This is a genomic window from Saprospiraceae bacterium, assembly GCA_016714025.1.
Classification (GTDB): Bacteria; Bacteroidota; Bacteroidia; order Chitinophagales; family Saprospiraceae; genus Vicinibacter.
In genome coordinates this window covers 480,065-495,196 of sequence record JADJOB010000002.1, presented here as the reverse complement: position 1 = coordinate 495,196, position 15,132 = coordinate 480,065, and the positions used below count along the sequence as shown (strand labels likewise).

Genomic DNA, 15,132 nt, shown 5'->3' with positions numbered 1-15,132 from the left:
TAAATGAGATTCATCATTAGCAACATTTTATTAGTACTAACATTTGTTAGCTCTCATGCACAAACCAAAGGGGTCACACCAAAACCAGTTATAAGGGGTCAGCAATCAGTAGTTAGTAGTATTTACGCTGTTGTCGTTGGTATCTCTGACTATCAAGATCCTGCCATTCCTGACCTTCGTTTTGCCGATAAAGATGCTGAGGCTTTTGCAAATTATTTAAGATCGGATGCTGGTGGAAATCTTGACAATGATCATTTAAAAGTATTGATCAATGAACAAGCAACGGTTGCGCAATTTGCCATTGCATTGGATTGGTTGATGGAAGTGGTAAAAGAAAATGATCAGGTGATTTTATATTTTTCCGGACATGGAGATGTAGAAAAGAAAACCATCACTCAACCAGGATATCTTTTATGTTGGGATGCGCCTGCAAGAGTTTACTTAGCAGGAGGAGCCATGGCATTACCGATGTTTCAGGATATCATTACAACCCTTTCATCTCAAAACAAAGCAAAAGTAATTGTTATTACCGATGCATGTAGGTCAGGTAAATTAGCAGGAAGTAGTGTAGGTGGTTCGCAAATTACTGGCGCCAACCTTGCAAAACAATATGCCAATGAAATAAAAATATTATCCTGTCAACCCAACGAATATTCAATTGAAGGAGAACAATGGGGAGGTGGTCGTGGGGCATTTTCGTATAATTTTATTAATGGATTGTATGGATTGGCGGACTTTAATAAAGATGGGTCAGTTTCTGTTTTTGAAATCGGAAGGTATCTGGAAGACCATGTACCAGCTGAAGTTGCTCCAGTAAGCCAACTTCCAATGATTTTAGGTGATAAAAGTGCTATGCTATCGCAGGTGGATGATCAGCTATTGGCTGAAGTTACTTCCGGGAAATCGAATCAGATTGTTACTTTGTCTCCAATTGAATCAAAAGGAATTGAGGAACAGATTCTAATGACACTGGATAGCAGCACCAGGATTTTATATCAATCATTTTATACTTCCCTTCGTGAGAAAGTTTTTCTGCAACCCAGTACAAAATGTGCGGATTATTATTACAATCAATTAATCGCTAAAAAAGAATTGAATAAATTGTATTCTAGCATGCGGAGAAATTTTGCAGCGGCTTTGCAGGATGATGCCCAACAAGTGATGAATCAATTTATCTCCGGAGATCGGGAAATATTTTTACATACTAAAGATGGATGGAGGTATAAATTTAAAAGATATCCGAGCTATTTAGCTCGTGCGGCAGAACTATTAGGAGAGGATCATATTATGTATTCCACACTTCAAGCCAGACGATGTTTTTTTGAAGGATTTTTAATTGCTTTGGAAAATGAGAATCCCAATCAGGAAGCAGGAAATTTGGCTTTGCAAAAATTCAATGAAGCTCTTCGCTGGCAAAAAGATCTCCCGCAAGTTTACTGGCAAATCAGTAAATTATATGGATATACATTAATTCAAGCTGATTCAATGGAATATTATGCATTAAAAGCTATGGATTTGCAACCTGGTTGGGTCATACCCTATGAACTTCTTGCCGGTTCATATCTCTGGCCATTCAGTATGCCAGAAAAAGCAAAATATTATCTGGAAAAAGCTGCAACAATTGATTCAAGTTCTAGCGATATTAAAAACATATGGGGGATGTACTATTCCTATATTTCCGATTTGGACAATGCGGAATATTATTATAAAAAGGCGATTCAATTGGATTCACTCATGGGTGGACCTTATATAAATTTAGGAATTTTATATGTCCAAAAGGCACAGTATGACAAAGCCATTCCATTGTTTAGTTTTTTAATAAAAAAATATCCTTCACATGAATGGGCTTATCGGAATTTAGGGACAGTATATTTTATACAGGGTCGGTATTCTGAATCGGAGAAATTGATTCGAAAATCTTTAGAGCTGGATTCAAATTTTATGGAAACACACATTCGTCTGGCTGATTTATTGTTTCAAACAGGACGAATTAAAGAAGCGGGTAAGCACTATATAAAAGCTACCCAACTCAATGCATTTGAACCCTACACCTGGTACCATTTGATGCTATATTATTTATATACTGGGCAAACGACTTTGGCAGAAAAAACTATCAATCACGCAATAAATTTGGATTCTACGAAGGCAATACATTGGGTTGCAGCTGCACACTTTAATTTGCAAATCGGAAATATTTTAACAGCAGATATCCAATTGGAAAAGGCTTTTAGCCTTGATTCTATGCTTGCTGAACTTTATTCAGAAATTGCCTATTTGCGGATTAAGCAAGCTCATTTTGAAGATGCAATAGTACAGAGCAAAAAATCTTTAAAAACATACCCTGGAAATTATATGGCCATGATTTATTTAGCAATTGCAACAACTAAGCTTAATAGGGAGCAGGAAGGAATAAATTGGCTGGAAAAAAGTATTCAAAATGGAGCCATGTATCCTATTTTAATGGCATTGCTAGAACTGGAATCGCTACGTAAGCTAAAAGAATGGAACTTGCTGATTAATAAATATTTCAGTGGTAAGGTAAAAGATTGACTCTGTTTTATCCATCAATTTTGGAGGGATATTATAAATTTTGAGAAAGTATTTTACATAACTAAGGATGGGATATTATTTCTAATGAATTTAGCGACGTTTAAGTCTGTTAAAATAATTTCTTACCAAGTGGAAGGCCAATAATTAGAATTTAATACTGTATCAAATAGACATAATTGGATAAAAGGATTATATTTAAAATTTATTTAGGTATTTTATAGACAAACCAAGAGTTATCTTGAACTAAAATTACTTCCGGTTTAACAAATGAAACATCTTGTTCTAATATTCTTTATACCTTTTCTGGCGGAATCTTTATTTTCTCAACAAAAAGGTGCTTCTCCGCTATCAACTATCCCCAACAGTTCTCTTGGGGCAGGCAACCAACAACTATCAACCAGAACCTATGCAGTTGTCATTGGGATCTCCGACTACCAGGATCCTGCCATTCCAGATCTTCGCTTTGCAGATAGAGACGCAGAAGCATTTGCTAATTATCTCAAATCAAACACCGGCGGTAATCTCGACAACGACCATTTGAAAGTATTGATTAATTCCAATGCAACCATGGCACAATTTGCAAATGCCCTTGATTGGTTGTGGGAAGTATGCAAAGAAGGCGATCAAGCGATTATTTATTTTTCCGGACATGGGGATGTAGAGAAAAAAAGTTTGACACAATCCGGATTTTTATTGTGCTGGGATGCGCCTGCCCGGGTGTATATGGCTGGTGGTGCATTTGCTTTGCCGATGCTACAGGAAGTAGTTTCCACACTTTCAATTCAAAATAAGGCAAAAGTTATTGTGATCACAGACGCATGTCGCTCAGGCACCCTTGCCGGAAGTTCAGTCAATGGATCACAAGCAACTGCAGCCAATCTTGCAAAACAATTTGGAAATGAAATTAAAATCATGTCATGCCAACCCAATGAATACAGCATTGAAGGCGAACAATGGGGCGGTGGTCGTGGAGCATTTTCATATCACCTTCTGGATGCACTTTATGGTTTAGCAGATAGCAATAAGGATCAATGGGTGACATTGCAGGAAGTCGGAAGATACCTGGAAGATCATGTGACCAATGAAGTGGCCCCGGTTAGTCAGGTACCGATGATCCTTGGCAATCGCAATGAACGTTTAACCAGTGTGGATGAAAAGATCTTAGCTTCTATTAAATCTGATAAGTCAAATCAAATGATGACTTTAAGTGCTATTGAATCAAGAAGTACTGAAGAGGAGCTGCTTTCAAAGTTAGATTCGAATACTAGAAGAACCTATCAATTATTTAAATCAGCTTTAAAAAATAAAATATTTTTAGAACCTTCCAATGCATGTGCAAACAGTTACTATGAGCAATTGCTTTTGGAACCAAAATTAGAGCGATTGCATTCGACCATGAGGCGTAATTTTGCAGCTGCTTTACAAGAAGATGCACAACAAGCCATAAACATTTGGTTGGCAGCTGATGTGCAGCAATTACAATGTATTGGCAAAAGCATTAACCTCCAACCAATCCCTCGCTTATTGGATAGAGCCTCAGAGCTGCTAGGCAAAGAACATTATATGTATCGATCCTTACAAGCCCGAAAATTACTCTTCATGGGTATTAATGCATTACACCATGTGAATCCGGATGAATCGCTTGCTAGACAATGTTTGCCTCTTTTTAAAAAGTCTCTTGAACTGGAACCGCAGTCTCCCTTACCCTTGCATCGAATGAGTATCATTTATATTAACCATCTTCGGAAAGCAGATTCGGCTTTTATTTGTGCTGAACAAGCTCATAATCTTGCACCCAATTGGGTGCTGCCTTATACTGATCTAGCAGGTATATTTTGTGCACAAAAAAAATTGGACCTGGCAAAACAAGCTTTGCAAATCGCAGAAAAAATAGATTCATTACACCCTTATGTCATTAATCAGTGGGCTTTGTTGAATCGATTGCTTGGAAATAATGCAGAAGCGTTGAGGTTAATGGAAAAATACAAGGAATCTGAAGGTCCAATGTATCCATGTTGGTATAATGATTATGGCATGATCTTTTTAGGAATAGGTAAATTCAAAGAAGCCGAAGAAAATTTTCATAAAGCCTTGTCAATGGATTCAACAAATATTTCTGTAATGAATAACCTTGGATCATTATACAATCAAACACGTCGTTTTACAGAAGCTGAACCAATTTTTAAAAAAGTTATTTCGATTGATTCAACGCAAATCGTCACTTGGAATAACCTAGGATCTTTGTACAATCAAACCCGACGGTACGAAGAAGCGGTGCCGATTTTGAAAAAAGCCCTAAGTATGGATTCTTCTCAATATAAAGCCTGGAATAACCTTGGTTTTTCATACATCCAAACCCGCCGCTATCAGGAAGCAGAGCCTATGCTAATTAAAGCAATTGAACTTGATTCAACGTATACTTTTACCTGGAACAACCTCGGTGGATTGTACCTTTTAACTCATCGTTATGCAGATGCAGAACCTATTTTTAAAAAGATTTGTTCTCTCGACACGACGTTTGCAAATCCTCGAAAACATTTGGGCATGGTTTATTTCAAAACCAAACGCCCCGATGAGGCTAAACGAAATTTTCTGAAAGCCATTGAACTTAATCCCAATTACACCGGCGCTATGCTCGGAATGGCTTACCTGCTTGTTTCCGAAACAAAAACGGAGGATGCCATAGGCTGGGTTGAAAAGGCAATTAATAATGGAAGTACCTTTGAGCAACTGGAAAAAGATGAAGAACTCACTACACTGCGTGCATTGTCTGAATGGGATGCATTGATGAAGAAATATTTTCCTGATAAAATGAAATGAAATTTATTTTTTATTCCTGAATTGTCTCAAGAGATCATACAGAGCATCTAAATTGCAAAATAATTTCAAATCTCACAAAATATTTCATGAGGCAAAGTAATACTATTCAATGAAGACGATAATCGGAATGTACTTAAATTTTTAGAAATTAATATTTACTACCTCTGGTTAAAGAGTTGGATTTTATAAAAAAACATGTAGATTGTATAAATACTTCATCAATTAAAATATTTTAATTATAAAGCCTACATTTTAATTCTTGATTTTTATTGTATCATATCATTGCAAAAATTTTATCAAGGTGTTACCTAACATAAGCCTTCTTCAATAAAAGTTGAATATCCTCATCAGGTTCAATTTGATCCATTTGTTGCATGATCCATGGAATGCGAAATGAAACATAGGGTGAAACAGGTTTGACCTTGTAGCGCTTGGGATTGGGAAGGCATGCTGCAATTTTAGCTGCTTCTTCCCGGCTCAGGTACTTGGCATCTTTATTAAAATATTTTTTAGAGGCTGCTTGAATTCCAAAGACACCATCCCCCATTTCTGCAATGTTCAGATACATTTCAATGATCCTTTTTTTGCTCCACAAGGTTTCAATCATTAAAGTGAAATAAACTTCTAATCCTTTTCGAACCCAGGATCGCCCTTGCCATAAAAATACATTTTTAGCAACTTGCTGGCTTATGGTAGAAGCACCTCGCATTTTTTTAGGCTTTCTTTTATTGTATTCCATTGCTTTTTCAATGCTTTCCAAATCGAAGCCATAATGTTCAGCGAATAGCTGATCTTCCGCTCCCATAACCGCTAGAACGGCATTGCTTGAAATATTTTTAAGACAAACGTATTCCCTGTTTAATCCGTGACCACTTACCAAACTCCCAAACTGGGTGGCTGTAATCGGAGGGAAAAAAAGCATCAAATAGAAGAAATATAAAAAATGAAGCGACAAGATAGTCAATACCCAAGTCAAGATCTTGTAGTACCAGGCCCAGGATTTGTAAGCATGGTAGAACCGAAGCAATTGATACTTAACAGAATAGAGTATTTTCTTCGGAATCGTTTTCATAAATATTCTCTGCTCAAATTTATATACATTTGGCAGAAAATCAATTGTATGATTTGGCTATTACGTATAATTGCCTTTTTTGGTGCTTGTTTCTTTTTATTGCCTTTTTTCAGAGTGGAAGATCCGTTCCGATCGATTGCCTTGCGTTTCTTTTCAATTCCAGGCAAAGCAAAAATTTATAACCACAGCTGTGAGGGAGATCGTGTGTATTTATATGAATACAGTTTTAATAGCGATAGCTTCCAACAGCGATACGATGGATATAATGAAATACTGGATTATAAAATTCCGGAAAACATTCGTTGCAAAGGAACTGTATTTCCACAAGTAGAGATCGACATTCGCTACTTCCCGTACTTCAGATTCTGGAGCGAACCCATGGATGCAGAGCGACCTTCGTTTTTATTGTTTCTAATGGTAAATGTTGTTAAACTGTTTTCAATCGTTTTGTTGATCCTTACATTTATAAGAAAACGAAATTGAATCAATGGTGCAATGGTGCAATGCTGCAATGGTTTAATGTTAAAATTAAGAAGTCTATAGAGAAGAAGTCCTTAAGTCCTTTAGCCTAACAATCTACTAGCCCAACAGCCCAACAGCCCAAAAATCAGTAGTTAGCAGTCAGTAATTAGTAGTCAAAAAATGTTTATCATTCATTCCCTTCAGCCCTCCAGCCCCAAAATCAGTAGTCAGCAGTTAGGAGTCAGTAGTCAAAAATTCAAAAATGTTCAACATACCAATAACTCTCCACCCCAACTCCCCAACAGCCTAACAGTCTAACAGCCTTTCAGCCTTCCAACCCCTCAGCTCCTTTTATTCATCGGATGAAATTGCAAAACAGTTTCACGGAGGTAATTCAAATCCAGGTGCGTATAGATTTCTGTAGTAGTAATACTCTCATGTCCTAACATTTCCTGAACAGCTCTTAAATTGGCTCCACCTTCAACCAAATGGGTTGCAAACGAATGTCTAAACGTATGTGGACTTACCTGTTTTTTTATTCCGGCTTTTGCAACATTTTCTTTAACCATTTGAAACACCAGCGTGCGGGATAATTTTTTTCCAAACCGATTTAAAAATAAATGATCTTCAAAACCTTTCACAACCGGCAAGGTATTTCGATAGGATATTTTATATAATTTAATTTGATCTAATGCTTTTTGACCAATTGGAATCAGTCGCTCTTTATTGCCTTTTCCAATCACTTTTATCATGGTCTCTTCTTCAAAAACATTGGAACACAAAAGTTCGACCAATTCACTGACACGAAGTCCACACGAATACAGCGTTTCTAAAATTGCCTTGTCCCGATGTCCAAAATCTTTGCTTAAATCTACTGCAGCAAAAATTGCTTCAATTTCTTCAATATGCAACACATCTGGGAGGTTACGTTTTAGTTTTGGTCCCTCAATCAGTTCGGTTGGATTTATTTGTATGAGCTCTTCAATCAATAAATATTTATAAAAAGCTTTGATGCCTGAAAGAATTCGGGCCTGCGAGCGTTCTTCTAAACCAAATTGCTGCAACCAGGATAAAAAATCTTCGACATCATCCATCTGAATTGCCTCAGGGCTTAACATAGGATTCTTTGACTCAGCATAATGTTGTAATTTATCTAAATCACGCAAGTATGCATCAACGGAATGCATGGCCATAGAACGCTCCAATTTCAAATAATTTACAAATCCTTCCCGTGCAGCATGCCAATCCATAGGGTAAAAGTAAAGGGAATATCATTTAAACCGCAAAGACATTCATGTAAACATTTATAATTATTTCAATTATTGCTGTAAATTCCAAACTTGGGGTTTAAACCCCAAGTTTGGAATTTACAAATGCCCGTTTTGAAATTTAGCAAGATGAATTAATTTAGGCAGCACTATTTTCTTTTGATTTTGTAAAATTCATCAAATCAAAAGTCTCTTTCCTTTCAAATCGCTTATTTTTGGCTTTTTAATTTGTATGGATTTAAACCGAACTGCAGCACAACAAATGGACGAACAGGATCCATTGAAGCATTTTAGAGCCCAATTCCTGTTTCCAAAAACCAAAACTGAAAAAGATGCCATTTACTTTTGTGGAAATTCTTTAGGACTTCAACCAGTTAAGACCAAAGCTTATGTCGAACAAGAACTAAGGGATTGGGCAAATTTTGGTGTCCATGGTCATCATCAGGCAAAACATGCCTGGTTGCCTTACCACGAATTTCTTACAGATTCTATGGCCCGTATTATAGGTGCAAAGCCCATTGAGACGGTGGTGATGAATACACTTACCGTCAATTTGCATTTAATGCTGGTTAGTTTTTACCGGCCGGAAGGAAAACGAACTAAAATTTTGATTGAGCACAGTTGCTTTCCTTCAGATCGCTATGCTGTGGAATCCCAAATTCGATTTCATGGTTATGATCCAGCCACTCAGTTGATAATTCTTCAACCTGAACCTGGTGAAGCTTATGTTTCAAAAGAAACCATTGAAAACGTTTTCAAAAAACAAGGCGATGAAATTGCATTAGCTTTAATTGGTTCTGTAAATTATTACAGCGGACAAGCATATCCTATAAAATTTATTACCGAATTAGCGCATCAAAGCGGTTGTCTGGTCGGATTTGATCTGGCACATGGAGCCGGGAACTTACTTCTTAAATTGCATGAAGAGGGTCCTGATTTTGCAATCTGGTGCGGTTATAAATATTTGAATGGCGGACCGGGAAGCCTGGCCGGGTGTTTTGTCCATGAGCGACATGCTTACAGTTATGACATTCCGCGTTTTACCGGTTGGTGGGGACACAATAAAAAATCACGTTTTAAAATGAGTCCGCATTTTGAAATCATGTCGGGTGCGGAAGGTTGGCAGTTAAGCAACCCTCCCATATTACCTATGGCATGTTTGCGTGCATCCTTTGAATTGTTTGATGAAGCCGGAATGGATAATTTGCGATTGAAATCCATGCAGCTGGGAAATGTCTTGTTTAATTTAATTGATGAAATGGATCACCCCAAATTGAAAATAATTACACCTCGTTCAGAAGCAGAAAGAGGATGCCAGATATCCATTCAATTAAAAGATGCCGATAAAACGATTTTTAATAAAATTACAGAAGCCGGTGTCATAGCAGATTGGCGCGAACCAGATGTAATTCGGCTTGCACCTGTCCCACTTTATAACAGCTTCACTGACATTTTTGATTTCATTCAAATTTTAAAGCAAGCGCTAAATGATTAATCAAAATAGAACCATTCAAATTGCGGGTTGTGGCCTGGTTGGAAGTTTACTTGCCTTGCGTTTATTGCAACGGGGATTTGATGTCACGGTGTACGAATCCCGTCCGGATATGCGCAAAGCAGCAATCAGTGCTGGACGATCGATCAATCTGGCACTTTCCCATCGGGGAATCCAAACATTAAAACTGGCTGGACTCGAAAAGGAATTACTGGCAAACGCTATAAAAATGGAAGGCCGTTTAATCCACGACCTGAAAGGTCAATTGGTATATCAGGCATACAGTTCAAGAGCCGGTGAATATATAAATTCCATTTCAAGACGTACGCTCAATGTGATCTTGATGGACGCCATTGAAAAAATAAAACCGAATGCGATTCAGTTTAATACCCAATTGAAAAAAATTAATGCGCAAACCAATAAAGCTTTTTTTGAAAATGAGTCTAAAAATTCCGAAGAACGTTCATTTGATTTAATAATTGGTACCGATGGAGCTGCATCGGCAAGCAGGCAATATTTTATGGAACAATCTGCCCGTTTGCATTTTAACTATTCACAAGTATTTCAAAATTATGGATACAAGGAATTAACGATTCCACCGGGAGCAAATGGCGAATTTTTATTAGAAAAAAATGTGTTACACATTTGGCCACGGGGCCATTTTATGATGATTGCACTTCCCAATCCCGATGCTACATTTACTGCAACCTTGTTCTTGCCTTATCACGGATCTGAAAGCTTTGAAGTTTTAAAAAATGAAAATCAGTTATTAATCTTTTTTGAAACCTATTTTAAAGATGCCATTTCATTAATTCCCCAATTAACGAGTGAGTTTTTCCACAATCCTACCGGACATCTTTATACAGTAAAATGTTCACCATGGCATGATGAAGATAAAATTCTTTTAATGGGAGATGCAGCTCATGCCATCATTCCTTTTTATGGCCAGGGAATGAATTGTGGTTTCGAAGATGTCTTCGTATTTGATAAATTGCTTGATGAGAAAATGGATTGGCAAACAATCTGTAAAACATTTTCAGAAATAAGAAAACCAAATTCGGATGCAATAGCCGATTTGGCTGAAGATAATTTCATAGAAATGCGCGATAAAGTTGCAGACCCTGTTTTTCAAAGAAAACGCAAACTGGAGATGCAACTGGAAAAACAATTTCCCGAATACTATTCTAAATATGCGATGGTTACCTTCAGACCGGATATATCCTATCGCGATGCTATGATTAAAGGCCGCCTGCAAGATGACTTGCTGATGAATTTATGCAGATCAGAAAAAACAGACTGGACCCCAGACGAACTAAAAGAAATTTATCAACAACTTAAATCGATTGAATAATTTGGGAAAATTTTCCAATTTTCCAATTTTCCAATGTTGCAATGTTGCAATGTTCCAATGGTTCTATGAATAATGGGATCTTTCAATGAAAATTGTTCATTGAGCATTGCTCATTGAACATTAAATACGTGCTCTGGAGAAATAATGCTCCCAAAAGAAAACTTCAAGCTTCATCAACAAGATCTTTAATTTATTTAAAAATTCAAGCTATTTTAGGTAAGGACATTCTATCACCTACCAACTAATTATTTTCTCACAGAGACGCAAAGTAGAAAAGAAGCAAGGAAGCTAAGAAGCTAATAAGCTAATAAGCTAAGAAGCAAGGAAGCAACGATTCCAGCTATCTCTCTAACAGTCCAACAGTCTAACAGCCCAACAGCCCAGCAGTCCAACAGCCTATTCCCTATTCCCTATTTCCAATATCACCCATACAACTCAAACCGTATACGTTCTCGTGGAATTTTATATTCTGAAAATAAATTTAATACAGCTTCATCAATCATGGCGCTCCAGCCGCATATTAGAAAATTGCTTTTTGTTGAATCTATAAGATTGTTTTGAAGCATGGTTTTATAAACTGGGTGTACATATCCAGAATGGACAAAAACAGATGGTGAATTAAATTCAAACAATTCGGTTTCACGCGAAAGACAAATATGGGTATTTAAATTTAAAACATCTTGAGGCCATTGCAATAATTCAGATTTATAAATGATATCCTTCAGGGTTCTGGTTCCATAAATTAGATGGATGGAATCAAATGTGATTTTTTGTTTAATGATTTTTTGAATCATGGCTCTAAAAGGGGCAAGTCCGGTGCCCGTGCAAATTAGAATTAAATTTTGCGAAGTTTGATCGGGAAGGATAAACGTACCTTCCGGACCTTTGCATTTAAATTGATCGCCTATCGAAATGTTTTTAAAAAAGTATTCAGATGCAGGTCCCCCTTCTTTATAGGAAATGCAAAATTCAATTTCCTGATTTCCTGGATTCCAGTTTGCAATGCTGTAACTACGCCAGCGTTGTGCTCTTTTTTCTCCAATGGGAAGATCACAGGTTAAAAATTGCCCAGCCTCATAATCAAATAAGCCATCAGAATCTATGTGAAAGATGAAACGACGGGTAAATTCCGTTTCAGTGATAATTTTATCTAATTGCAGAGGATACCAAATAGCCGGGGGCATTGTTCAGGTTTCAGAATATATAACAGGAAACCAGCCTAAAGGATTAATTCAGCATAGGGAATTACCTTTTCGTAGCCTTTGGTTTTAAAATAAGATACAAGTGCTTCTTTGCCATTGCTTGCTGTAGCCAGTATAATATCTCCACCCCAGGCACCCAATGATTTAATTTCACCTTGGAAATCCGGAAACTTTTGATCTTTTATACGTTGGATACCGGTATAATTCGAAATCAAGGACTCATGTTGTGCAATCCAGTTTTCAAATTGGGTTAAAGAGTGTATGTCGAGTAATTTATTCGTTAGCTCAGTGGCTTCCTGTATAATTTTTTTATCAGGTTTTTGCTGCTTCGCCTTTTCAACGGCTTCCTTACTGCTTGTTTTTTGATTGAGGGGTATAAAAAACAGCTTGTCATGAAAACTCGGTTTGAAATCAATTTCTTCCAAATCAATGGAGCCATCTCCTAAGGTATATAGTATGGGTCCTTCTGCTCCAGCGCAGGCAACATCATAGCCAGAGCCTTGTTCAACATCAAAATATAAATGGTATGGATTGACATCTGCCCAGGAAGCCATATTAAAAATTAAAGTCGAACTGGATCCAAGTCCCCAGGAATTAGGAAACTCGAGGTAGTGATCAACTTTATATTTTTTCCAATGGGATAAAAATTCTGAATTGTTTTGACAACAGGCCTTTAATAATTTTCTAAGGAATTTACCAGTTTCAGGGTGACTGGACTCAGTTACATCAAAACCCATGAGGTCAATTTCTGCAGAAAACCACTTTTTACCATCTGGTCCGTAAGAATTCCAGATAATTTCAGAACCATTTAATTCCTGAACCTTCATTTTCTGGCCCAAGCGGGTAGGCAATGCCAAAGCGGTAGCACCAAAAAGTACAAGGTACTCTGAACTTAATAACACTTTGCCCCGGGCGTAAAATTCAGCTTTAATAAATATTGGATTTTCGAAATCCTGGCGAAGATAGGAATTTGTTTATATATATGTATTTTTAATATGATTTTGCGGCGCCAGGTACCTGGAAGTATTAAAATTATCCTAAAATAAGGCTAAAATGGCCTGTCCGCTAAGGCTACAAGGCATAGAGTGCGTTAGTTTATTTTACTTTGCATTATTAACCGGAATATTAAATACTACCATGAGATTATTGATTTTTTTACTGCTGATTGTTGGTTCAGGAGGACTTTATAGTCAAAAGGACAGTGTTGAAATTCGCTGCAAGGTCCAGGGCCTTAAAAGTGGAACTGTGAAATTAATAAGTGTGTTTGGTGACCAGAATTTATTTGTGGATTCTACCTTTTCAAATGCACAAGGGGAATTTGAATGGATTCGTAAAAAACCCTACCACCCTGGATATTATTATTTGATACTACCTGACTATACCAATTTCCATATGATTTTGGATTTAGATCAGGATTTTTCAATGCACACAACAAAAGAAGATTTAATAGGGAACATGCAAATACAGGGTTCCATTGACAATCAACTCCTATATGAAACCTTAAAACTTCAATTGCGACATGAATTTGCTATGGATTCCCTCAATGCCATGCGCAATGCAAAAGCCAATGACAGTGTTGCATTAAAAAAATACGATGTTGAAGTTAAAAAGATCATTGATGAAAAGAAAAACCAGCTGGATGGCTTTATAAAAAAATATCCCAATGTGTTTTTTGTAAAATTTAAACGCGCTGGTCAAAATCCTGATTTGGTAGATGTTCGAAAAGCAAATGGTGAAATCGACCGGGATCAACAACTTGAATTATTTCGACAGGCTTATTGGGACAATGTTGATTTGTCTGATAAGCGATTGTTATATACACCGGTATTGGTCAATAAGTTAAAGAAGTTTATTGTTGAATTAACTCCGCAACATCCGGATTCAATCATCCGTCAAGCTGATTTTATTATTAAGAAATCCTTGGCCAATAAAGAAATATTTCAGTTTGTTAGCAATTGGATTGCACTAAATTATGAACCAACAAAGACAAAAGTAATGGATGGAGAAGCGGTCTTTGTGCATATCCTGGATAAATATTTTACCAAGGAAAATGCATTTTGGATGGACGATAAAGAATTAGCTGCAATAAAGAAAAAAGTTTATGAAATGCAATCCAGTTGTTTGGGTTGCCAGGGTCAAGATATTGTTTCTACAGATTTAAACGGAGCAACCCGCTCTATTTATGAGTTGAAAGAAGATTTTGTGATTGTGTATATGTATGATCCTGATTGCGACCATTGTCAAAAGGAAACCCCCCAACTGGTTCAGTTTTACAAAGAATGGAAGTCAAAAGGAGTCGAAGTATTTGCCGTTGTTTTGAATTCAACGGATCAAAAATGGCGCGACTTTGTAAAAAAATATCAAACAGATCTATGGATCAACGTTCACGATCCAACCAATCGAAGCATCTATGCTAAATATTTTGTAGATATCACTCCTGAAATTTATGTTTTGAATAAAGAGCGTAAAATCATTGGTAAAAATTTAAAACCCGATCAAATTAAATTGATTATTGAAAAAGAATTGGCAAGTAAATCAAAATAAGGAATGGTAAATTCATTTCAATTTTTAGAACTAAAGCCAAATTTTGAAATTTAATTTGGATTTAATTGTTAAGGGTATCCAATAAATAAAAAAAACCGGTCAACAAAGTCAACCGGTTCCGTTCACAATATGAAGAGGTTCTCAGAGCCAATATATGAGAACCATTAAAATAGGTAAGTATATTTTACAACAAAACGGTTTGTTTTTCATATTTAAAAAGCGATCTCAATTTATCAATCTAAGCAGGGTATAATTTTTTAACTTCTATAATTAATTCAATTTTTTATTAATTTCCTTAACCTGGATTTATAAATGAAATCCCGATAGATCCATAGGGAAATACCGGGATTTTCTCGTCACAAATTTCAATA

General features: G+C 36.6%; 10 protein-coding genes. 6 read left to right on the top strand and 4 right to left on the bottom strand.

The genetic code is table 11. The annotated features are described in order from the left end of the window. The first annotated feature begins 3 nt into the window (after window positions 1–3). Entirely contained in the window at window positions 4–2,550 is a 2,547-nt protein-coding gene (locus IPJ80_05345) for a caspase family protein (protein MBK7912906.1), read from the top strand. Between the two features lie 267 nt (window positions 2,551–2,817). Next, window positions 2,818–5,370: a tetratricopeptide repeat protein gene (locus IPJ80_05340; protein ID MBK7912905.1), complete on the top strand. Its 2,553-nt coding sequence runs from the start codon at window positions 2,818–2,820 to the stop codon at window positions 5,368–5,370. A gap of 304 nt (window positions 5,371–5,674) precedes the next feature. Here IPJ80_05340 and mtgA read toward each other — a convergent pair whose 3' ends face one another. Next, on the bottom strand, window positions 5,675–6,442 hold the full coding sequence (gene mtgA, locus IPJ80_05335; protein ID MBK7912904.1) for a monofunctional biosynthetic peptidoglycan transglycosylase: 768 nt from the start codon (window positions 6,440–6,442) through the stop codon (window positions 5,675–5,677). A gap of 48 nt (window positions 6,443–6,490) precedes the next feature. On the opposite strand from mtgA, the gene IPJ80_05330 reads away from it, so the two are divergent. Next, the gene (locus IPJ80_05330; GenBank protein MBK7912903.1) at window positions 6,491–6,925 is read left to right on the top strand and encodes a hypothetical protein; all 435 of its coding nucleotides are present in this window, start codon (window positions 6,491–6,493) and stop codon (window positions 6,923–6,925) included. 320 nt (window positions 6,926–7,245) lie between these two features. Here IPJ80_05330 and xerD read toward each other — a convergent pair whose 3' ends face one another. Beyond that, on the bottom strand, window positions 7,246–8,154 hold the full coding sequence (gene xerD / locus IPJ80_05325; GenBank protein ID MBK7912902.1) for a site-specific tyrosine recombinase XerD: 909 nt from the start codon (window positions 8,152–8,154) through the stop codon (window positions 7,246–7,248). 250 nt (window positions 8,155–8,404) lie between these two features. Here xerD and kynU point away from each other — a divergent pair, with 250 nt between their 5' ends. Further along, the gene (gene kynU / locus IPJ80_05320; GenBank protein MBK7912901.1) at window positions 8,405–9,667 is read left to right on the top strand and encodes a kynureninase; all 1,263 of its coding nucleotides are present in this window, start codon (window positions 8,405–8,407) and stop codon (window positions 9,665–9,667) included. Beyond that, on the top strand, window positions 9,663–11,015 hold the full coding sequence (locus IPJ80_05315) for an FAD-dependent monooxygenase (protein ID MBK7912900.1): 1,353 nt from the start codon (window positions 9,663–9,665) through the stop codon (window positions 11,013–11,015). Before kynU ends, IPJ80_05315 begins: the two co-directional genes overlap by 5 nt. 422 nt (window positions 11,016–11,437) lie before the next feature. Here IPJ80_05315 and IPJ80_05310 read toward each other — a convergent pair whose 3' ends face one another. Together IPJ80_05310 and IPJ80_05305 are read right to left on the bottom strand one after the other, a co-directional pair. Beyond that, window positions 11,438–12,199: an FAD-dependent oxidoreductase gene (locus IPJ80_05310; GenBank protein ID MBK7912899.1), complete on the bottom strand. Its 762-nt coding sequence runs from the start codon at window positions 12,197–12,199 to the stop codon at window positions 11,438–11,440. A gap of 35 nt (window positions 12,200–12,234) precedes the next feature. Further along, window positions 12,235–13,119, bottom strand: a complete 885-nt coding sequence (locus IPJ80_05305) for a GHMP kinase (protein MBK7912898.1) — start codon at window positions 13,117–13,119, stop codon at window positions 12,235–12,237. A 235-nt stretch (window positions 13,120–13,354) separates the two neighbouring features. Between IPJ80_05305 and IPJ80_05300 the strand changes: the two genes are divergently transcribed. Next, window positions 13,355–14,761: a TlpA family protein disulfide reductase gene (locus IPJ80_05300; protein ID MBK7912897.1), complete on the top strand. Its 1,407-nt coding sequence runs from the start codon at window positions 13,355–13,357 to the stop codon at window positions 14,759–14,761. The last annotated feature ends 371 nt before the right edge of the window (window positions 14,762–15,132 follow it).